Source organism: Aeromonas allosaccharophila (assembly GCF_016026615.1).
Taxonomy (GTDB): domain Bacteria; phylum Pseudomonadota; class Gammaproteobacteria; order Enterobacterales; family Aeromonadaceae; genus Aeromonas; species Aeromonas allosaccharophila.
Map to the genome: position 1 here is coordinate 2,558,342 of NZ_CP065745.1, position 19,979 is coordinate 2,578,320.

Annotated in this window: 23 protein-coding genes; 9 read left to right on the forward strand and 14 right to left on the reverse strand. The window is 57.1% G+C overall.

Features of this window, described 5'->3' with window-relative positions:
* Positions 1-11 precede the first annotated feature (11 nt).
* The 7 genes from I6G90_RS11525 to I6G90_RS11555 form a co-directional block, all read right to left on the reverse strand.
* The gene (locus tag I6G90_RS11525; protein ID WP_197927584.1) at positions 12-1,595 is read right to left on the reverse strand and encodes an acetaldehyde dehydrogenase (acetylating); all 1,584 of its coding nucleotides are present in this window, start codon (positions 1,593-1,595) and stop codon (positions 12-14) included.
* Between the two features lie 53 nt (positions 1,596-1,648).
* A complete protein-coding gene (locus tag I6G90_RS11530; RefSeq protein WP_429086761.1) occupies positions 1,649-1,930 on the reverse strand; it encodes a BMC domain-containing protein in 282 nt (93 codons plus the stop codon).
* An 11-nt stretch (positions 1,931-1,941) separates the two neighbouring features.
* A complete protein-coding gene (locus I6G90_RS11535) occupies positions 1,942-2,226 on the reverse strand; it encodes a BMC domain-containing protein (RefSeq protein WP_011705244.1) in 285 nt (94 codons plus the stop codon).
* Between the two features lie 16 nt (positions 2,227-2,242).
* Complete coding sequence (locus I6G90_RS11540) at positions 2,243-2,521, reverse strand: BMC domain-containing protein (protein ID WP_010634659.1); 279 nt, start codon at positions 2,519-2,521, stop codon at positions 2,243-2,245.
* A 704-nt stretch (positions 2,522-3,225) separates the two neighbouring features.
* Positions 3,226-3,741 carry a FidL-like protein gene (locus I6G90_RS11545; protein ID WP_042658326.1) on the reverse strand — a complete coding sequence of 172 codons (516 nt, stop codon included), beginning with the start codon at positions 3,739-3,741 and terminating at the stop codon, positions 3,226-3,228.
* Positions 3,741-4,550: a winged helix-turn-helix domain-containing protein gene (locus I6G90_RS11550; protein WP_197927585.1), complete on the reverse strand. Its 810-nt coding sequence runs from the start codon at positions 4,548-4,550 to the stop codon at positions 3,741-3,743. Before I6G90_RS11550 ends, I6G90_RS11545 begins: the two co-directional genes overlap by 1 nt.
* A 21-nt stretch (positions 4,551-4,571) precedes the next feature.
* Positions 4,572-5,144 carry a TetR/AcrR family transcriptional regulator gene (locus I6G90_RS11555; RefSeq protein ID WP_197927586.1) on the reverse strand — a complete coding sequence of 191 codons (573 nt, stop codon included), beginning with the start codon at positions 5,142-5,144 and terminating at the stop codon, positions 4,572-4,574.
* A gap of 313 nt (positions 5,145-5,457) precedes the next feature.
* On the opposite strand from I6G90_RS11555, the gene I6G90_RS11560 reads away from it, so the two are divergent.
* The 5 genes from I6G90_RS11560 to I6G90_RS11580 all read left to right on the forward strand — a co-directional run bounded on the left by I6G90_RS11560 (position 5,458) and on the right by I6G90_RS11580 (position 11,742).
* Positions 5,458-6,342 carry a DMT family transporter gene (locus tag I6G90_RS11560; RefSeq protein ID WP_197927587.1) on the forward strand — a complete coding sequence of 295 codons (885 nt, stop codon included), beginning with the start codon at positions 5,458-5,460 and terminating at the stop codon, positions 6,340-6,342.
* A 106-nt stretch (positions 6,343-6,448) separates the two neighbouring features.
* The gene (locus I6G90_RS11565) at positions 6,449-8,386 is read left to right on the forward strand and encodes a methyl-accepting chemotaxis protein (protein ID WP_197927588.1); all 1,938 of its coding nucleotides are present in this window, start codon (positions 6,449-6,451) and stop codon (positions 8,384-8,386) included.
* Positions 8,387-8,886: 500 nt separating this feature from the next.
* Positions 8,887-10,041 (forward strand): porin, encoded by a 1,155-nt coding sequence (locus I6G90_RS11570; protein ID WP_197927589.1) that lies wholly within the window; start codon positions 8,887-8,889, stop codon positions 10,039-10,041.
* Positions 10,042-10,135: 94 nt separating this feature from the next.
* Entirely contained in the window at positions 10,136-10,825 is a 690-nt protein-coding gene (locus I6G90_RS11575) for a YccT family protein (protein WP_197927590.1), read from the forward strand.
* An 89-nt stretch (positions 10,826-10,914) separates the two neighbouring features.
* Complete coding sequence (locus tag I6G90_RS11580; RefSeq protein ID WP_005343603.1) at positions 10,915-11,742, forward strand: SDR family oxidoreductase; 828 nt, start codon at positions 10,915-10,917, stop codon at positions 11,740-11,742.
* Positions 11,743-11,830: 88 nt separating this feature from the next.
* On the opposite strand, the gene I6G90_RS11585 is transcribed toward I6G90_RS11580, so the two are convergent.
* Entirely contained in the window at positions 11,831-12,163 is a 333-nt protein-coding gene (locus I6G90_RS11585) for a DUF1904 family protein (RefSeq protein ID WP_197927591.1), read from the reverse strand.
* An 88-nt stretch (positions 12,164-12,251) separates the two neighbouring features.
* On the opposite strand from I6G90_RS11585, the gene I6G90_RS11590 reads away from it, so the two are divergent.
* The 4 genes from I6G90_RS11590 to I6G90_RS11605 all read left to right on the forward strand — a co-directional run bounded on the left by I6G90_RS11590 (position 12,252) and on the right by I6G90_RS11605 (position 15,841).
* Positions 12,252-13,154: a TraB/GumN family protein gene (locus tag I6G90_RS11590; RefSeq protein ID WP_197927592.1), complete on the forward strand. Its 903-nt coding sequence runs from the start codon at positions 12,252-12,254 to the stop codon at positions 13,152-13,154.
* Between the two features lie 121 nt (positions 13,155-13,275).
* Positions 13,276-13,455, forward strand: a complete 180-nt coding sequence (locus I6G90_RS11595) for a DUF3149 domain-containing protein (protein ID WP_005338733.1) — start codon at positions 13,276-13,278, stop codon at positions 13,453-13,455.
* A 187-nt stretch (positions 13,456-13,642) separates the two neighbouring features.
* Positions 13,643-14,224: a DNA endonuclease SmrA gene (smrA, locus tag I6G90_RS11600; RefSeq protein WP_005343584.1), complete on the forward strand. Its 582-nt coding sequence runs from the start codon at positions 13,643-13,645 to the stop codon at positions 14,222-14,224.
* Between the two features lie 138 nt (positions 14,225-14,362).
* On the forward strand, positions 14,363-15,841 hold the full coding sequence (locus tag I6G90_RS11605; RefSeq protein WP_197927593.1) for a carboxypeptidase M32: 1,479 nt from the start codon (positions 14,363-14,365) through the stop codon (positions 15,839-15,841).
* 135 nt (positions 15,842-15,976) lie between these two features.
* Here I6G90_RS11605 and I6G90_RS11610 read toward each other — a convergent pair whose 3' ends face one another.
* The 6 genes from I6G90_RS11610 to I6G90_RS11635 all read right to left on the reverse strand — a co-directional run bounded on the left by I6G90_RS11610 (position 15,977) and on the right by I6G90_RS11635 (position 19,839).
* A complete protein-coding gene (locus I6G90_RS11610; protein WP_197927595.1) occupies positions 15,977-16,378 on the reverse strand; it encodes a VOC family protein in 402 nt (133 codons plus the stop codon).
* A 94-nt stretch (positions 16,379-16,472) separates the two neighbouring features.
* Complete coding sequence (locus I6G90_RS11615; protein WP_197927597.1) at positions 16,473-18,089, reverse strand: DUF7305 domain-containing protein; 1,617 nt, start codon at positions 18,087-18,089, stop codon at positions 16,473-16,475.
* Entirely contained in the window at positions 18,086-18,646 is a 561-nt protein-coding gene (locus I6G90_RS11620) for a PilW family protein (protein WP_197927599.1), read from the reverse strand. The genes I6G90_RS11615 and I6G90_RS11620 overlap by 4 nt, the downstream gene beginning before the upstream one ends.
* Positions 18,640-19,032 (reverse strand): type IV pilus modification PilV family protein, encoded by a 393-nt coding sequence (locus I6G90_RS11625; RefSeq protein WP_197927601.1) that lies wholly within the window; start codon positions 19,030-19,032, stop codon positions 18,640-18,642. Before I6G90_RS11625 ends, I6G90_RS11620 begins: the two co-directional genes overlap by 7 nt.
* Complete coding sequence (locus tag I6G90_RS11630; RefSeq protein ID WP_197927603.1) at positions 19,029-19,448, reverse strand: GspH/FimT family pseudopilin; 420 nt, start codon at positions 19,446-19,448, stop codon at positions 19,029-19,031. Before I6G90_RS11630 ends, I6G90_RS11625 begins: the two co-directional genes overlap by 4 nt.
* Position 19,449: 1 nt before the next feature.
* On the reverse strand, positions 19,450-19,839 hold the full coding sequence (locus tag I6G90_RS11635; protein ID WP_197927605.1) for a type IV pilin protein: 390 nt from the start codon (positions 19,837-19,839) through the stop codon (positions 19,450-19,452).
* Positions 19,840-19,979 lie beyond the last annotated feature (140 nt).

The following is a 19,979-nucleotide window of genomic DNA, read 5'->3' on the forward strand; positions in this document are numbered from 1 at the left end:
ATCTCAATGCGTTACTTGCCAAGGCGCTCAAGCACCTGACGGATGACGCGCTCCACGTTCTGCTCACTGATATCCCCTTCAACGCCTGCTGCAACGCAGGCAAAGCGGTCATCGGCAGCCGTATTTGCCTGTACAGGAGCAGTGAAACGGGCGTCATCAAGGATGCTGCAGCGCTGGCCCGCTGGCGGATTGGAAACCGGCTGCGGATCAACCTTGTGATCCGGTGCGCGTAGTTCATCAATAGAGCGCACGCCATAACCCACCTTGCGGATGTTAAGCAGATTCATTGGCCCGACGTTGTCGGAGCTGGAGCCACCACCAATGGCACCACAACCAAGCGTCAGCGCCGGTGTAATATTGGTGGTTGCACCGATACCACCGAGGGCGGCGGGGGTGTTGATCAGAATGCGGTTAACCGGTTTTTCAAGGCTAAACTGACGGATCACATCCTGGTTTCGGGTATGGATCACCAGGGTATGCCCCAGGCCTTCGTTGGTCAGCAGCTCGACCACGCGATGACAGGCTGCACGCCAGTCCTCTTCTACGTACAGGCCGAGTACCGGGCACAGTTTTTCACGGGAATAGGGGTTTTTATGGGAGACGGTGGTCTGCTCGGCGACCAGCACGCGGGTGCTGGAGGGAACGCTAAAACCTGCCAGTTGGCTGAGATAGATCGCCGTTTTGCCCACAACTTTAGGGTTGATGGTGCCGTTTGGCCGCAGCAGCAGGGCGGCCATTTTGGCAGCCTCGTTTTCGTTCATGAAGTAGGCGCCCTGAGCGTCCAGCTCACGATGAACGTCGTTATAAATACAGCGTTCGACGATGATCGACTGTTCGGATGCACAGATCACACCATTGTCGAAGGTTTTACTGGTGATGATGTCTTTCACCGCCTGATGAATGTCGGCGCTGCGCTCGATGAAGGCTGGACCGTTCCCCGGACCGCCGCTGATAGTCGGAGTGCCGGAAGCATAGGCCGCACGTACCATACCTTCACCGCCGGTTGCCAGGATCAGTGATACATCTTTGCTGTGCATCAGCTCGGACGTAGCCTCCAGAGTCAGCTCAGTGATCCCGTCAACAATCCCCACCGGGGCTCCAGCGGCTTCCGCTGCACGTTTAACGATTTCAATCGCCTTCCAGCTACACTGACGAGCACCAGGATGCGGTGAGAAGATGATGGCGTTGCCTGCTTTCAACGCGATCAGTGTTTTGTAAATCACCGTAGACGTCGGGTTAGTCGATGGCACCAGTGCGCAGATCACGCCGAGTGGCACACCCACGTCCATCACTTTCTTCTCCTGATCGTCATGAATGATACCGACGGTCTTCGTATCTTTGATGGCATCGTAAACGCGCAGCGAAGCAAAACGGTTCTTCAGAACCTTATCTTGCCAGTTGCCAAAACCGGTCTCTTCTGCAGCCATCTTTGCCAGAACTTCGGCGTGACGCGCAGCTTCTTCGGCCACGTTCTTCACGATGGCGTCGATTTTCTGCTGCGAAAAGGTGGCCATAATCACCTGCGCCTTTTTGGCATTGCGCACCAGTTCTCTCGCGTTCTGGCGGGAGAGCAAATCGGTATCGAGTTCAATCATGAAACTATCCTTCATCAGACGTATAAAGTGCGAACGGGGCGTGCCCTGTCAGGTCATGCTTTGTGCTGTGCCGCGATTTTTTCGATGTCGTTGTGCGGACGAGCGATGACGCGAGAGGTAACAACTTCGCCAATACGCTTTGCAGCCTCCACACCGGACTCAACTGCAGCATTGACTGCCCCGACGTCACCTTTCACCATCGCAGTGACCAGACCAGAACCGACGTTCTCATAACCGATCAGTTCGACGTTGGCGGCTTTGCACATGGCATCAGCCGCTTCAATACAGGCCACCAGACCTTTGGTCTCAATGAGACCCAGTGCTTCTTTCATCATGCTATCTCCCGTTACTCGGCAATTTTGTAGTGAGCGACAATCTTGCTGATGTCGTTGTGTGGACGAGCAATGACCAGCGAGGTCACGACTTCACCAATGCGCTGAGCAGACTCCACACCGGAATCCACCGCAGCTTTCACTGCTCCGACATCACCTTTCACCATGGCGGTGACTAGGCCCGAGCCGACGTTCTCATAACCGATCAGTTCGACGTTGGCGGCTTTGCACATGGCATCAGCCGCTTCAATACAGGCCACCAGGCCCTTTGTTTCAATCAAACCCAATGCATCACCCATTTGAACTCTCCCAGCCTTAAGCCTTGTGTTTAATGACGATTTTGTTGATGTCGTTGTGTGGACGAGCGATAACCAGCGAGGTCACTACTTCACCGATGCGCTGTGCCGACTCCACGCCAGAATCCACTGCCGCCTTCACTGCGCCGACATCCCCCTTTACCATGACAGTGACCAGGCCGGAGCCAATGTTTTCATAACTGATCAGCTCCACGTTGGCGGATTTGCACATGGCATCCGCAGCTTCAATGCAGGCCACCAGACCTTTGGTTTCGATAAGCCCCAATGCATCACCCATGGTGATCTCCTCAGAACAGGTTGTGTTGTGTGGTTAAGGAACACCGTCCGTATCACGACATTGAGCCACGGTTGCGGCGTTCAATCGCCACTATAGGCATTGGCGGCATTCATGGAATTTGAATCTAAAAAATTTCAATATTTAGTTTTTTATTCTAAATTTATGATTTTCATACGCAGTATTTATGTATTCATGCTGCAGTCGTGAGGAGGTTTTCGCCTTGCATAAGGCCTGATTCAGGCTCAGGAAAATATCTTTGTTCGATGTTAATGACTTGTTGACCAATGGGGGCCGAGAGGTAATTTAGCCGGTCGCCAACTGTGGCAGAGCTCATGTTTTGCCGGTGACGCTAAATGTGGAAAGTGAGTGGGATGTGGTAGGAAGGAGTGATAAGGCGGTGACTGCGGGCCAGAAAATGGATGTAGGAATTGAGAGCGGGGCGCGAGAGCATATGGGGCTGGTTGGAACAGCGGCAGGATCCAACCATGTTGCGCGATACGCAAGAGGCGCCTGTCGGTATGGGGGTAAAGGAAGAAAGAGCGGGGCAGCAATCACCACGGGGCTGCCTTTACGGAAAAAGGGCTAGCACGCCGCATAAGGGGGGAGCCATCAAGTGTATTTGAGCGCGCCAAATTGTCGGAGCGGGGCTTATAGGTGCTGGCGTCATCGACGCTTGGGTCGGAGCATCCGCCGTATTGACGGGACTAGTTCACTTTGCTGCCGGATTTGAGGGTGCAGATCCAGAGCGGCGAGTTGATGGAGCTCAGCAGTATGGCCTGCTGATTGAGCCGCTGTGCACTCAGAAACAACCCATCGTGACTGTCGGACATCTCGCGCATGAAGTAGTCGAAGACCACATCCGGTGACTGGTCGATGGAGGAGGCACTCGCTTCCCATTTGTTGATGCGGTACTGACGCTCGTTGGTAGAGACGCGGCTGCTGCTGTAGGTGAACGTGACATAGCGCTGGAGGTAGAGCCAGCCTGCGGCTGAGTCGGTATAGCCTTCAACCACCATGGAGCCCTTCCCCTGACGGCCGAAATTGAAGTGAATATTGCCGTTGACGTTCTCTTTGTTCATGTCTTCAAAACGCATGATGCCTTTGGTGGCGCAGCTCATGACGCCATCATTTTCGGTGGGCAGCTGATAACAGGCATAGACTGCCGCAGCGAGGAACACGGAGCAGGACAAAAGAAAGAAGGGACGCGGCGCAAGTCTCATCACGGCTTCCAGGAGTAGTAGAAATAGTTATCGCAATAGCTGAACGAGTTGTCTTCGTGCATGGCGCAATGGGCAAGAAATACCCTGCCCAAGCCGTTGGTCTCCAGTCTATCTCCGTAGAAGAACAGAAAACGTTCGCCAGGTTTACAGCTGATGTTCAAACGCTGCCGCACCTGGTCGAAATGCTCACCGTACGCTGTGGCGCTGACCGATCGCAGCATCTCGTCGCTGGCCAGCAATTCGCACTGGTTATTGGAGACCCGTGTCAGTGTAACGGGGCGGGGCTCACGGCCATTCAACAAACCGAATGCCACCAGCAGCAGGGCAAAAACGAGCATGCAGCCACCTGCGATATACCAGCATATTCCTCGTGAGTGCGGAGTGAGGGAATATTGCCACTCGGCAGGCTCAAGAAGCGGTTCGGAGGTTGCCACCGTGGATGGTGGGGGAGCTATTTCAATGGGCGGTGTGGGAACATTATCAATAGGCTCAATGATGACGTCCGGATTCAGCTGCAAATAACCGCGCGACACCGTGATGATGATATTGTCGATATCGTAGTGGCGAAAAGCCTTGCGCAATATGCTCAGGTACTGGTTGAGATTGCTGTTCGATGAAGTTAATCCGTTATCATCCCAGACTTTTTTAAGCACCTCTTCGCGGCTCACGATCCCTGTATTTCGCAAGAAAAAATAAAAAAGCGCATTAGCGGTAATGGATAATTGGCTGTCCGGCTCAACACTTTCCCGCAGAGTCAAAGAACCATCCGTCGCATCATAAATGAAGCGGGCATTGATGTAGTAGCGCATCTCGGCCTCAATCCATGTGCTTTATGTGGGGAGCGTCATATTATGCAAGGTTTCTACCAACGCCTGGCGGTGCTCTGCAATCATGGTGCGCCCTTCGGTTAACTCCGATAGCCAGATGCCGTCCGCTGCATAACGCACCAGCGTACCAGTATGGCTATTGTCCAACTCATCACCTTTCTCCAGATGCTCCAACATCCAGTCACGCCAGCATTTTCTTAGTACTGGCTCATCCGGCATTGCCAGCGATAGCACCATCAGCTGGCGACTTTCCTGGGTGTCCGTCAATTCAGGAGCAGAAAGATAGTGCAGGTAAGCACGAGTAAAACGGCCATATTCAGTCTTGTCAGCAGCCATCCGTGCTGAGATAGCCTCTTCCATAATTGCCAGTAGACGAGCAAAAAGAGCAAATATCAGTGATTGCTTATTAGGGAAATGGTGTAGTAATCCACCTTTGCTCACACCTGCTTCCGTGGCTACGGCATTCAAAGACAGAGATGCTATGCCGTCTCGAGCAGCGATTGTGGCTGCTGACTCCAGCAGTTGTTCCTGCAAACGGACAGGATCCTTTTTACGGTGTACTGTTTCCATGTTCATTACAGAATCATACCGGCCAGACGGTATGATTGTTTTTGATCGCTATCAACTGGTGCGAGTTGTACCGATGCGGAATACCATTATTGTGTAGTTGGTCACAGTTACTCATTTAAATCATTATGGAATCAGGTTGTGAGCTTGTTCATTTAGGAACGGCCAAGAGATCGGCAACGGTAGATCCAGCCACCCCCCCACCCAGCAGTAATGACCCTCTCCTTTCTGCATTCAGAGCCTGCACGCTCTCTGATAGACTACTTCTCTTTGGCTTGTCCTTGATGGCCAAGCCCTGCGCCGTCTTGCAAAGGAGTGTTGGATGTCCGGTTGTTCCTGGTGGGATAGATCCACCGGTTTTGCACTGCTGACCATCGTGTTGTGGGCTTCGCTGGCGGCGCTGACGTCACGGGTCACCAGCGTGTCACCGCTGGTGCTGGTCGGGCTGGTGCTGTTTTTCTGCGGGGTCGGGGCCTTGCCGTTCTGGCGCCAGTGGCGTGCTCGCCCCATTACCTGGCTGGTGACGGTTACGGCATTGCTGCTCTACCATTTGCTGCTCTTTATGAGCTTTCGCCATGCCCCGGTGCTGGAGGCAAACCTCATCAACTACCTTTGGCCGCTCTGCATCATTCTGTTCACCCCGCTGTTACTGCCCGGCCATCCACTCCATGCCCGTCACCTGCTGGCTGGCGCCTTTGGTCTGGCGGGCTCCATGCTGGTGATGGTCAACGGCGAGCTGCAACTGCAGCAGGCCTATCTGCCGGGATACCTGCTGGCACTGGGCGCGGCGGTCGTCTGGGGAGCCTATTCGGTGCTGTCACGCCGTCTGCCACCAGCACCCGCCGTGGTCACTGCAGCAGCCTGCCTGCCCGCAGGTTTGTTGGCGCTGCTGCTCGCTCGTCTGCTCGAAGGGCCTCTGCCGCTCGCGCAGATCCCCACCAGTGACTGGTGGCTGATCATCGGGCTGGCGCTGGGCCCTATGGGGGCCGCCTTTGTCACTTGGTATCTGGCGCTGCGGGATGGGGATCCACGGCGGATTGGGGCGCTTGCCTACCTGACACCGCTGCTGAGCACATTGCTACTGGTGTTGCTCAATGGAGAAACGCTGACCTCGCGCCATCTGCTGGCTGGCGCCCTGATCATGGGAGGCGCCCTGCTCGGTATGCAGGGCCCACGCAACAACGCGCAAGCATCCCCAGCCAGTTAACTCGGCAAAATGGGGCCACCTGACCCGCGCTGTCATAAAAACGCCACCATCCCTGTTTAGGCTCGGGCCATGCTCCCCCATGGTCTGTGCTGACAGGAATCGCCCCGTGAAAATCGCCCATTACGCCACCCTCTCCTCTCTGGTTCTGTTACTGGTCGCGGGAGGGCAGGCGCTGGCCCTCTACTACGGCTGGCAACAGCTTGCCCATACCAATCAGGCTCAGCGCCAGCACGAAACGCTGCAACAACGGGTGACCGTGACCCTGCAAAACAGTCTGCGTGACTACCTCAACAGCGGCGATCCGCAGCAACTGACCGCGGCAGAGAAGATCCGCCAGCAAGCGCTCTCCTCGCTGGCCGCTCAGGATGATGCCGTGGCTGCCCCGCTCAGGCTGCAACTCGAACAGATGGCGCAGCGTATCACGCACGACTATCAGGCCGCAGGCAAGCTCTCGGGCAACAGCCAGCTGCTGCTGCAAAATGCGGAGAGTGAGCTGGGCAGCCAGGCTATGGCGCTGATCCGCTATGGGGAGCAAGGTGCCAGTAGCGAACAAGCTGTCGCAGCGCAGCAATATCGCAGCGGCGCGGCCGAAATCCTGGCTGGCCTGCCGCGCATCGCCCATTTGCGCCAAAGCTATATGGAGCAGGGCAACGAGAAGCTGCTCGAGGGGATCCGCTTCGAACTGGAGGCGCTGCAAAAACAGGCGCAAGCGCTGCAAGCCTTGCCACTGCTCGGCCTTTATGAAGAGGCGCCCGCCGATGAGTTCACGCTGGGGGAGCCGGTGCGCAAGGAGCTGGGAGATCAACCGCGCAGCGAATTGCGATCGCTGCTGGGCCGCTATCCGCAGGAGCTGGCCAACAGCCGCACGGCGCTGCAACAGCAACAGGCTGGCCGCCTGGCTGTGCAACAAGACATCATGGCGATGTTGCAAGCGACCAGGCAGATGGGGGAGCAACTTGCCCGCGAGCGGCAAGTTGTCAATCAGGAGCTGGCCACCATCCTCGGCTCGCTGGCGCTCTGTCTGGTGGTGGTCGCTCTGCTGTTTGCGCTGGTGCAACGACGCTGGCTGCTCACCCCCTTGTTGCGACTGCGCCGTGCCTTTATGCTGCTCGATCAGACAGGGCTGGCCGAGCCGTTGCCTGCCGGACACGATCGCAACGAGCTGGCCGATATCGTTGCCAGCTACAACCGGCTGATCGGCCGCCTGCAACTGGACCAGCAACAGAAAGAGGGGCAGCTGTCAGCAGTATCCCTCAGTCTGCAAGGAATGGTCAGCCAGGTTGACGAGATCCACCACAGCACCCGCACCACCGAACAGGTAGTCGACGAGAGCGGTCAGATGATGAACGAGCTGAACCAGCTGGCCGGAGAGGTCCACCAGGTCGCCGCCGACATCGCCCGGCATGCCCACCATAACGAACAAGCGATGAGCCAGAGCGAAGATCTGGTGGGTAGTATGCTGCACGCCACTCATCAGACCGGACTGGCAATTGACGAGAGCGATGAGGCGCTGCAAGCCCTCACCCGCTCGGTTGCCGATGTGACGGCCATTGTCGATGTGATCGGTCATATCGCTCAGCAGACCAACCTGCTGGCCCTCAACGCCGCCATTGAAGCGGCCCGCGCGGGGGAGCAGGGGCGCGGCTTTGCCGTGGTCGCCGATGAAGTGCGCCACCTCTCGGCCAATACCCAGCAATCCCTCAATCAGATCACCGATATTCTGGGGCGTCTGACCCAATCCGGTGAACTGCTTGGCACCGTACTGAGCCGGATCACCAGCGAATCAAGCCGCCAGCGGGTACAGGCGGAGCAACTGCGCCAGACCACCCGGGCGGTGCGGGAGATAGCCCGCAACACCGCAGTCATCGCCCTGCAGGGCGCCGACAACGCCAAAAGTCAGGAGCACAAGCTGGCCAGTTTTGCCGATCTGATCGCCCGTATCCATCAGCATGCCCGTCAGGTGAGCCAGCTCTCGGTAGAGGTCTCGTCCCATATCCACCATCAGGCGCAGCAGATCCCCCGCATCCTCGGCCAGCAAGGCTGACCTTGCTTCTTAGCGCCCACTTCCCTGTCAAGCGACTTTCCCTCCTCTGGAGGGAAAGTTTTTTTGCGCCACAAAATTATCTGTTACCTGCCGGTTAACTGCGCCCTTCTCCGCTGCAGTATGAAAACCCGCACTGGCGCTGGTCGCAGCCACAAAAAAACGCTTTCATTACCGTGATACCTACCGCGAGGCTGTTTACGACCTTGCCCATGATTATTTGCACTCGGTCATACTTTTGAAACGTTGAGGGAACTTTTCATTGATATTTCGCACCGCGAACGTACTCTTGGAGTTGTCCGATAGCCAAGAATCGGAACACTAAAAATAAAGCTGTGATGATCAGAACAGCCAGCGTCGAGATGCCAAGACATTACGACGGACAGGCAACCTAAACAGTGATTTTTTGCCCCTCGGGGTTTTGATTGCAATACCAATAATCGAGCGGAAGGCACGATGCCAATCGCCGAAAAAGCTAAGTCCATAAAATCAGGAGCTATCTTATGTTTAAGAAATCCGCACTGGCTGTTGTCATTGCTTCAGCTTTCGCACTGCCTGCTCATGCCGATATCAAAAATGTTGATATCTACGGTCAAATCGCTATTTCTGCTTGGTCTGGTGCAAACTGGGCCGAATCTGATGGTAAGGGTGGTTATGACAACCCCATCAAGGTAGAAAACGAATCTCGCATCGGTTTGCGCGGCAGTAAAGATTTGGCCAATGGCCCCAAGTTTATTTGGCAAATCGAATCCGGTGACGTAGGTGATTCCGGCGAAACAGGCAAGTTTGGTGTGCGCGATACCTTCGGTGGTTTCGAGTGGGAAGGTATTGGTAAAGTACGCGCTGGTCGTATGCTGACTCCGCTGTACGAGCTGGTTGACTGGCCCTACAGCAGCATTACTACTGGGAACGTATTTGACTGGGCTGGTGATGTAATCGGTGGTGGTAACTACGATCGCCAATCAAATATGATCCGTTTTGACTCCGCAAAATTTAATGGTTTTAGTTATAACTTGGCTCTTGGCCGTGGTAACGAAAGTGATGCGAGCTCAAACTTCTACGGTTTAGGTGCACACTACACTACAGGTCCATTGACCCTCCATGCAGCTTATGAGCGCGGCCTTGACCGAGCTATCAGCAACACAGAAAACGGTAAACATAGCTACCTTAATAACCTGTGGGGCCAGCAAACAGTTAACTTTGATATCATTGATAAAGGTACTGCAGATACCAATGCATATCTGGCTGGTTTCGAGTTGGCATTTGAAAATGGTTTAGGTTTCTACGGTGCTTACAAGCGTCTGGAATCGAAATATAACGAAGTAGCAATTGGCGAAATCGGCAATGCAGCAAACCAATTCTCTTTGGATAAAGTAACTCAAGATAGCTATAGCCTTGGCGCAATTTATAACTATGGCTTGTGGCAATTCAAACTTGCTTACGCAGCTAACCTGGACCCGGATGTTACCGCACAAGGCACATCAGGAAATGCCAATAACATCTCTGATTCAATCCTGTCTGCACAAGTTATGTATTTCCTGGATGATTCCGCAGTTACTTATCTGCGCCCATACCAGCTGCAACGTCGTGGCGCTTACCAAGTACAGGATGGAGATAAAGAGTTCGGTATCGGGGCTGGCGTAGAATACTACTTCTAATCACGCCGAGTTATCCCTGTATTTAATGCCTACTTGGCGGGTCCTTACAGGGCCCGCCTTTTTAGTTGTGATGAAGACAAGAGGTAAACCAGAAATGAAAAAAACCATTATGGCAGTATTAATCGCCACACTACCCTCTGTCAGTCAGGCTGCAGTCAATCTGGAAATAGGCAGAGGGGTAGAACTCGTTGCGGTCAATGGTATCCCGGTTGACTCCCCACTGTTTATTGGCAAGGTAGACAATCAATCTTTGCCCGACGGAGACAATCAAATTGCGATTAAAATCTCTCAATTAGTCAAAGATAAAAACAATACTAAAAAATATAATTCTCACGTACATGTCTTGACATTTAATGCTGCAAACCAAGCTGTATCGGTTGAAGCACCTATGTTGCAAACATGGGAGCGAGGAGAGGAGTTTGACAAACAACCACAATGGAAACTTTCGTCATCCGGCAACACCGTTTCATACAAACTAGGTGAGCTGGTCTCTATGACCAATATGTCCGTGCTCCGTAATTTTGGCGAAGAGCTTGACGCATTTAACCGTAGCAACCAACCGGCAGCACTGCCTCAACTAGCAGGTGCAATGCAGGGAAATGTGAAAAACGTATATGACCTCCCGACACAAGGCAGCAAAGTGATTCCCGCAGCCGTAGCCACAAAGTCCATTCAGCCTTCAGATACCAGTGGATCAGCCTCCCAACAAGCGCGATTCTGGTTTGATAAAATGACCCCAACCGAGAAACGTGATTTTATCTCTTGGGCAGCGCAAAACCTGTAAGAAACACTGTTTATCACACTGAGCCCGCTTTTATGCGGGCTTTTGTTTCATGTATCCTCAACCGACACATCGCACAGAGATTTCCCATCATGCCCCGTTTTGTTCTGATCACCGGTTGTTCCAGCGGAATTGGCCTCGCCGCCGCACAGGCGCTGGGGCAACACGGTTTTACCGTGATCGCTTCGGCGCGCAAGGCGGAAGATGTGGCCCGCTTGCAGCAACAGGGATTACTGGCAGTACAACTGGATCTGGCGGATCCCGCCTCCATCGAGTTGGGCGCCAGTGCGGCGCTCCATCTGGCGGGCGGGCGCCTCTATGGCTTGTTCAACAATGGCGCTTATGGCCAACCCGGTGCGCTGGAAGATCTGCCCACCGAGGCACTCAGGGAGCAATTCAATACCAACCTGTTTGGCTGGCACCATCTGATCCGACAGGTGCTGCCGCCGATGCTGGAGGCCAAAGAGGGACGGATAGTGCAGAACAGCTCGGTACTGGGGCTGGTTGCCATGAAGTATCGCGGCGCCTACAACGCCAGCAAATTCGCGCTGGAAGGCTATAGCGATACTCTGCGCCTCGAACTGGCGGGCAGCGGGGTACATATCAGCCTGATCGAACCGGGCCCCATCGATACCCGTTTTCGTGCCAATGCCCGCAGCGCCTTCTTGCGCCACATTGATCCGGCCCAGAGCCGTCATCAGTCTGCTTACCGCCAGACCCTGACGCGGCTGGAAAAAGAGGGGGCCACCAGCGGCTTTACCCTCTCCAGCGAAGCCTGCATCCCGCCACTGCTCCATGCACTGACCCACGCCCATCCCAAGGCGCGCTATCCGGTGACCACTCCGACCCGGCTGTTTGCCTTCTTGCGACGGGTATTGCCCACTCGCTGGCTCGACAAACTGCTGGCCAAATCGGCCTGATCCGGTGATTGGCGACAAGCATCCCGCCCGGATTGGGTTAGCTGTATAGCGACGGAATCCAATCCGCCAACCTTGTTTGTCCCTCTCTTCAATAGTGCTCACCATTGCTGTAGTAGGCACTCTTGACCAGTGGGATCACCTGCACCACCACATAGGTCTGCTCCCCCAGCACCTGCTTCAAATGGCGCGTGATCAGGCGCGCGGCGGCGTCCTGCATCTCCTGCGGCCGTTCGAACCAGTGCAACTCGACAAACGGAAATCCCGCCTCTGGCTCGCCGTGACGGATCCAGCAGCTCTCCACCCGCTCCATGGTGACAAACTCCGGCTTGCCGCCGGTCAGCTCGCAAAGCTCGGCCAGCAGCGGGCCGCTCACCTGTTGCAGGGTATCGAGCGTCACGGCGCGAAAACGAAGATGGGGCATGGCAAACCTCTTGGCTATCTGAAATGAGGACTTATCATAGGAGTTATTGTCAGCAAGAGAAGTCACCCGGCGCACATTAAGGATCCCCATGAGATTTCATCGCACCCTCTTTGCCTTCCTGCTCTGCCTGCTGTTACCGCTGCACGCCTTTGCCGATCCCGCCTTCTATCGGGTGAGCAAGGGCAACCAGCAACACTGGCTGCTGGGCTCCATCCATGCGGGCAAGCCAGCCCTCTATCCTCTGCCCGAGCCGGTGGAGCGCGCCTGGCTGCAGAGCCGCTCACTGGTGATGGAGGTGGACATGAACAGCATCACGCCGGATCAGTGGCAACAGACCGCCTCCCTCACCCGGCTGGTGGATGGCAAACCGCTCAAGGATCATCTGCCTGCCGAGCTCTATCAACGCACCCTGATGGCGGGCGCCCGCTATGGCATCGACGAGGCCACCCTTGCCACCCTGCGCCCCTGGTTTGCCGCCATTACCCTGACCCAGGCCGCCATGGCCCGCTCAGACTTCAACAGTGAACTCGGGATAGACCAGCACTTTGCCACCCGGGCCGCCAAAGAGGGCAAGCCGGTAGTGGGCTTTGAAACCCTGCTGGAGCAGCTCGGTTATCTGGCCAGCGTGGGTGACAACCAGACCCTGATGCTCGCCAGCACCCTGGATGAGCTGCCGATGCTGGAGAGCGGGTTCGCCGCCGTGATGAAGGCGTGGCAACAGGGGGATGAGGCGACGCTGATCAATCTGCTCAAGGAGGAGATGGCCCCGCCCGCGCTACAGAGCTGGATGGAGCAGACCCTACTGGCCGAGCGCAATCACAACTGGCTGAAGAAATGGTCCACCCTGCCCAACGAGAGCTTTATCGTGGTAGGCGCCCTGCACCTTTACGGTGAACAGGGATTGCTGGCGTTGCTGGAGCAACAAGGGTGGCACATTACCCCGCTCACCACCCCGGGTCCGGTGCAGGCTAAGGAACAAGGAGTACAGTGAGAACGATCACAGAACACACTGGTTATTAAACAACCTTCAAGGGAGTTGATCGGGATCATCCCGGACGGGGCAAAGAGGTATTTATCATGCCTGTCATCAACCGGGTGACAGGAGCAATAAAATGGACTTTTGGCTGGACCTGATGTTTGGCAACAGCGTGGGATTGATGTCGATGCTGGTGATTATCGGCACCTTCTTGCTCATCAGCTCTTACGCGGCCTATTTCATCTACAAGGTAATGCACTCGCAACCACCTCATTCACAGCAGCCCCATTCTCAACAGCCAAAAGAGGGAAAATAATCCTCTGACCACAGGCGGCAGTTCACACTGACCGCCTGTGCTGTTTTATGGTTCGCGACTGTGATTCCCGGGCCTGGCTGCACTAATGTCCATGCTGGGCGCCCCTTATCCCCTCCCCCTTTCCCCGTTTTCTGTGCCGGTTACGGCCGTTATAATGGCTGCCACTTTTTCTTATGGGGAGCCTGCCGTGTCTCATAACGACGAACTCTCGCTATTTATGAATGAAGTGGCCGACGTGCGGCCCATTCGCAGCGACAACATCCATCCCCATGCGGTCAAATCCGCCCCGACCGAGGCGCAGCTCGCTCGCCGTCAGGCTGCCACCGCCGAGCAACTCGCCCTCGACCACCTCACTATGGAGGCCATCGAGATGCGCGATCCGCACGAGATCGTCGGCTTCAAGCGTGATGGGGTGCAGGAGGGGGTCTACAAGAAGCTGCGGCTCGGCAAATACGAGCTGCAGGCCAGCCTGGATTTGCACCAGAAAACCCTCAACGAAGCGCGCCAGACGCTGGTGCAGTTCATTGCGGATTGTGAAGTCCGGGATATCCGCTGCCTGCTGATCCTGCACGGCAAGGGGGAGCGCAGTACCCCGCGCGCCCTGCTGAAAAGCTATGTCAGCGCCTGGTTGCCGCAACTGCCCGCCGTCATGGCGATCCACAGCGCCGAGCGTCGCCACGGCGGCAGCGGCGCCCTCTACGTGCTGCTGCGCAAAAGCGAACGCAAAAAAGCGGAAAACCGCGAGCGGCACCAGAAGCGGCTCGGCTAACCCGCCGCGCACCACCACGCCTTTGACCCGCCTGCGTGAAGGTGGTCAACGATGCAGCGGCGGTGTTAGCATCGAACGGCCCCGATCATGCCAGGTACGGGGCGGCATACCATCAGGGACGATAACAAGGACAATCCCATGTCATATCAAAAGCTTGAACAACATCAGCAACAGATCCACCGCTTTAGCCACCTCGCCGCCATCTGCGGCTGGGATCAGGCGGCCATGATGCCGGAAGGGGGCAACGATGCCCGCGCCGAAGCGATGGCCGAACTCGGTCTGCTGATCCACCAGAAGCGCACCGCTCCCGAGCTGGGCGACTGGATTGCCAAGGCCGAGAGTGAGCCGCTCGATGAAGTGCAACGCGCCAACCTCGGTGAGATCAAGCGCCAGTGGCAAGATGCCAGCCTGCTGCCCGGTGAGCTGGTCGAAGCGCTATCGCTGGCCGGCAGCAAGTGCGAGCACGCCTGGCGCAGCCAGCGCAAGAACAACGACTGGGCCGGTTTTGCCCCCAATCTCGAGGAGGTGGTGAAACTCTCCCGTGAAGTGGCGCAGCTGCGGGCTGATGCGCTTGGCGTGCGCCCCTACGACGCCATGCTGGCGCTCTATGAGCCGGGCATGACCAGCGCGCGGCTCGATCAGATCTTCGGCGATCTCGCCAGCTGGCTGCCGAACCTTATTCAGACCGTGAGCGAACAGCAAAAGGGCGATGCCCTGCTGCTGCCGCAAGGCCCCTTCCCTATCCCGACCCAACAGGCGCTCGGTCAGGAGGTAATGGGACTACTCGGCTTTGATTTCGCCCACGGCCGCCTCGATGTGAGCAGTCACCCCTTCTGTGGCGGCGTGCCGACCGATGTGCGGATCACCACCCGCTACAACGAGCAGGAGTTTGTCTCCAGCCTGATGGGCATAGTGCACGAGACCGGTCACGCCCGTTACGAGCAGGGGCTGCCCCGTCATCTGCTCGGTCAGCCGGTGGCCGAGGCCCGCTCCATGGCGATCCACGAGAGCCAGAGCCTGTTTTGCGAGATGCAGCTGGGCCATCATCCGGCCTTCCTCACACTGCTGGCGCCACGCATTCGTCACCACTTCGGCGAGCAGGCGGCGTTTGCACCGGACAATCTGGCCAAGCTCTACAGCCGGGTCGAGCCGGGCTTTATCCGGGTCGATGCGGACGAGGTGACCTATCCGGCCCACGTCATCCTGCGCTACGAGCTGGAGCGCGATCTGGTGGAAGGGAAGATCGAGGTGGCCGACATCCCCGAGCTGTGGGACGCCAAGATGCAGCAGTGGCTGGGGCTCTCCACCAAGGGCAATTACCGCAATGGCTGCATGCAGGATATTCACTGGACAGACGGCTCGTTCGGCTACTTCCCGAGCTACACCCTGGGTGCCATGTATGCCGCCCAGCTGCGCTTTGCGCTCGAAAAAGAGCTGGGTAGCATGGGTGAGGTGATCGCGGCGGGCCGTCTGCCGGAGATCTTCGGCTGGCTCGGACGCAACATCTGGTCACAGGGGAGCCTGCACAGCACAGACGAGCTGGTGCGCTGCGCCACCGGTGAAGCGCTCAATCCGCACTGGCTGCGACAGCATCTGGAACAGCGCTACCTGAAGTAATGAGCGCAGCAAGCTAACAGCAGAACGGGGCCCTTTTTAGTTGACCACTACAGGGCCCCGTTTTTATGGCGGTTCATTTTTATGGCGGTGCATGGTGCAGCACCCCGTCACTGCAATGCAGCAAAAAGAGATGATTCAGAGGGGATCAGGGGAACCCAACAACTCGCGCAGTTGCAGGATATTGCCCTCAGGGTCGAAGGCATTGCGCACCACAAAGCCGGGTCCTGTCCACTGCTGTGGCAGCAAGCCGCCACCGAGATCCGCCGCCTTCGCTTCTGCCCAGGCAAGGCTGGGGACGGTGAAGAACAGCTTGATAGCCCCCTCTTCCCGTAGTTCTGGCGGGCGGTTGATAACGACCAGCTCGGCATAGGGCTCTGGAATGGCGTGGATCAGCAGCTGGATATCGCTGTTTTCCAGCACCACCAGCTGCTCATCCTGACTGCAGACCACCATCTGCAGCAGGGTACGGTAAAACTGGGTAAGCAGGCCCGGATCCTTGGCATAGATCAGGGCACCGGCACGAGCGGGGCCTGGCATGGAGCACTCCTCAATAGTGAACGGCTGGGTGGACAGATCTCCACCTTCTCACAGTTGCGCGCCCCGTTCGATCCTTTTTAGCGGCTCGCCAGCCTCACTGCACAAAGTGCCACTGCCGCAGCGCCAGTGTCGGCGGCGGCCCCTGATCTTCGCCCATATCCGCCATGCCCAGCGCCTCGTCATAATGCACCCCGCCCGCACCGCTCTCGGTCAGATGCTTGGCGCGCACCGCCCCGTACAGACCGCCACTACCGGCGATCTTCATCTCGGTGAGCGGAGCATAGAGGGCGGCATAGAGCGGGGTATTGCCCGACAGCTTGACCCCATCCTTGCCACTGTATGCGGAATAGATGGAAATCGCCGGATTACCTGCCGGTGTCAGTCCCTGCTTGCCTGCCGTGACCTCGGCTCCAGCCCCGAGATCGATCTTGCCGCTGACGATCAGCGTCAGGCTGCTGCCCGGCTCGACCGTCAACTGGTTACTGCCGCCCATGGTGAAATCCTTGCCGATCAGCAGCACCACATCCCCCTTGATGGTGAGCTTGGCATCCGACCCCATATTGAGGCTATCGAGCTGATACACGGTCTGCTCCTTGCCAAACAGCTCCCCCTTACCGGGCAGCGGCAAGGCAGGCTTACTCTGGTTACTGCTGGTGACCGAGCCGGTGGAGGGATCCGTAGTCAGCACCATCTGCTGGGTCGCCCCCAGCGTCAGCGGGCCATTGATTGGCAGCGTTGCAGGGGGAAACGATTTGGGCAGCGCGGCCACATTGAGCGGGTCACACACCTGCCCGGCTACCGGTGGCAGCTTGGGGTGGGTGCGGTATTGGGGGTCCAGATACTTCTGGTGATTCGCATCGAGGAATGACCCGTTCCCACCATAGTTCAACTTGTCGTCAGCAATGCTGGTGCCATGACCCATAGAGACATCACCATTGATCGACACGGCTCCGGCAATATGGCCCCCTTTCAAGGAGAGATTCCCACTCCCGTTCACACTTCCCTCAACTCTGACGACCGCATTAGAGGGGGAAATGGTGATATCGCCGCCAGCAAGTACATTCCCCGCAACAGGTGAAGATCCGTTCAGGGTCACCGAGCCGGTCGCCCGTACATCACCCCAGATGGGGGAGTGACCATCGAGCACCACATTGGCCTTGTCGCTAACGGTCGCCACCTTGGCATTCTGGTTGATGTTGGTGCCGCCATATTTGCCCTTACGCGAGTCATAGCTATCGATAAGACCGCTGCCAGAGAGGCTCAACCCTTCGCACGCCACCACCGAATCCTGGAAGATCAGATTGCCCGGTTCACGCTTGAGGGCAAACAGCGCGTTGAGGCTGGCATTTCCCTCCAGATAGCGGCCATGGCTCTGCAACGCCAGCTTGCTGTCGGCTTCAGTATCAAGCTGCTCGATGCTGAAGCGGCTACCCGCCATCGCCCCTTCGCCCTTGCCCGGCACTTTCTGCACCAGCCGATCCCACTCGATGCGCGGCTCGGCGCCAAGCGCCTGACGCAGGGCGCGATAGCTCTCGTTCATTCCCTGCTCGGCACTGAGCTGCGCATTGATCTTCTTATGAAAATTGCCGCTCAGGCGAGTCTGCAACTGGTTCTCCTGAATGCTGGTAAACACCAGCAGACTCGACAGCAGGCTCACCACCAGCACCACCAGCAATACGGCTCCCCGCTGCCTCTGCAATCCCTTGTTCATCCTGCTCCCCCAGTTGTGGCGTTGGCACCGGATGTGGCCAGCGCTGCCGCCCAGACCGCCTTGCGACGGGCCACCTGCACCTCTACCCCCGGCGCCAGATAGCCGGGCAGCCCTTCGGGCAAGATGCGGATATTGACCAGCGTCCCGTGCTGACCGAATTCAAGATCCTGAAGATGCGCCAGCAACAGGCGCGGGCCGTCCCCGTCATCGCAACTGAGTACCGGCGGTGTGAAGCGGTACTGCTCGGTAAAATCGGCAGTTTTCTGGTTGCCAAGGCAGGAGAGCACCTGACTGCCCCCCTCCACCTTGAACGCGAGCATCAGGCGATCAGGGGTGACGGCAATCAGTTGATCCGCCTGCTTGATGCTGTTGGTAAAGGTGAGAGTGGCAAAGCGCAACACTTCGTTTGCCTGCTCCAGCGCCTTGCTCTGCTCGACCGTGCTCTTGATGGGCGCGTACCCGGCAAAAATCGCCAGTATCAACATCAGACCGAGCACCATGGAGATCATCAGCTCGACGAGACTGACGCCTCGCTGTCGGGAGGGAACGCTCAGCATAGGGGGGGGAATCCTGCGTTCAGCGCCACCCGCTTGGCACCGGAGACTCGCTTGTCCTGCCACTCGATAGCGACCACAAAGTTGTCGCTGTAGCGGTTCGGCAGCACCAGTCGGTGGCCATCCTGCAGGGTGAAACGGGCGAGAAAATCGGCCTGGGTGAACCGCTCCGGCTTGCGCTGCACTTCGCACAGCGAACTCCAGATCTGCTCCACGCTGTTGCTCGCCTCGATCGTGGCCAGCGTGCTCTGCAGGCTGTAGTGCGCCTGCTGCAACGAGACCATCTGCCCCTTGGCGAGACCGAGAAACACCATCACCGCCAACACCATGGAGACCATGATCTCCACCAGATTGAAACCCTGCTGGCGAGCAGGCGCGGCGTGTCTCATGAGCAACTCCCTTGCAGCAGCTGACCGCTCGGCGCCACGCAGAGCACGCGCAGATCACCGAGTCGATTGGCCAGAGTGATCTCGGTGTGACGGCTGCTACCGGTTGGCGCGATCCGGATCGGCTCAAACGGCTTGATCACCACGCCGCCAGCGGGTGCTGCCGCCTGACGCAGCAACTTGCTGTCGGCCATCACCTCCCAACCGCCGCTCTCGGTGCCCTGCAGCACCACCGGCAGAGTCAGCTTGACCGCTTCGCTGCGGGCAAAACGGTAGGCAGAAGCGAGCTCGGTGGCAGAGCGCTCGAGCCGCTCGGCCGCGAGGCGCTGACTCATGGAGGGCACCGCAACCAGCAGCAAGATGGCGGCAATGCCGACCGTGACCATCAACTCAATCAGGGTAAATCCGCGCACGTTCATCTTATGATCCCCAGCAGTCATGACGGTTCGCCGCGCGATAACCGGTGTGATCGAGCGTCAGAGTACCGCACTCATCCTGTTGTCGCGTCGTAGGAATGGCTTTGAGCAGGTAGTCGCCAGCGTCTTGCTGGCTGTAGCTGAATTGGTAGAAGTCCGTGCTGGAAGGGGGGGCAAACGTGTCGGGATAACGGCCCTGTTGGGTATAGATACGTTCGAGGGCGAGCGCCTGCTCCAGCAGTTGCTGCTGCGCTTCATAACGACGCCCCTGTTGCAGATACCCCTGATACGCAGGTAGCGCGATGGCCGCGAGAATGCTGACAACCGTCATGGCGATCAGCAATTCGATCAGACTAAACCCCCGGCAATGGGGCCATGCCGTACAGTCGCTCACTTATCATCCTTGGCAAGTGTTGTTGTTATTGGTCGGCCGCTGGCCGCAAAGAGCGTGACTTAATAATCACGAAAAATTAACTGACTCGATTGAACAACACAAAACCGCTTCCCTCAATGATAAAAAGATAATTATGTGAT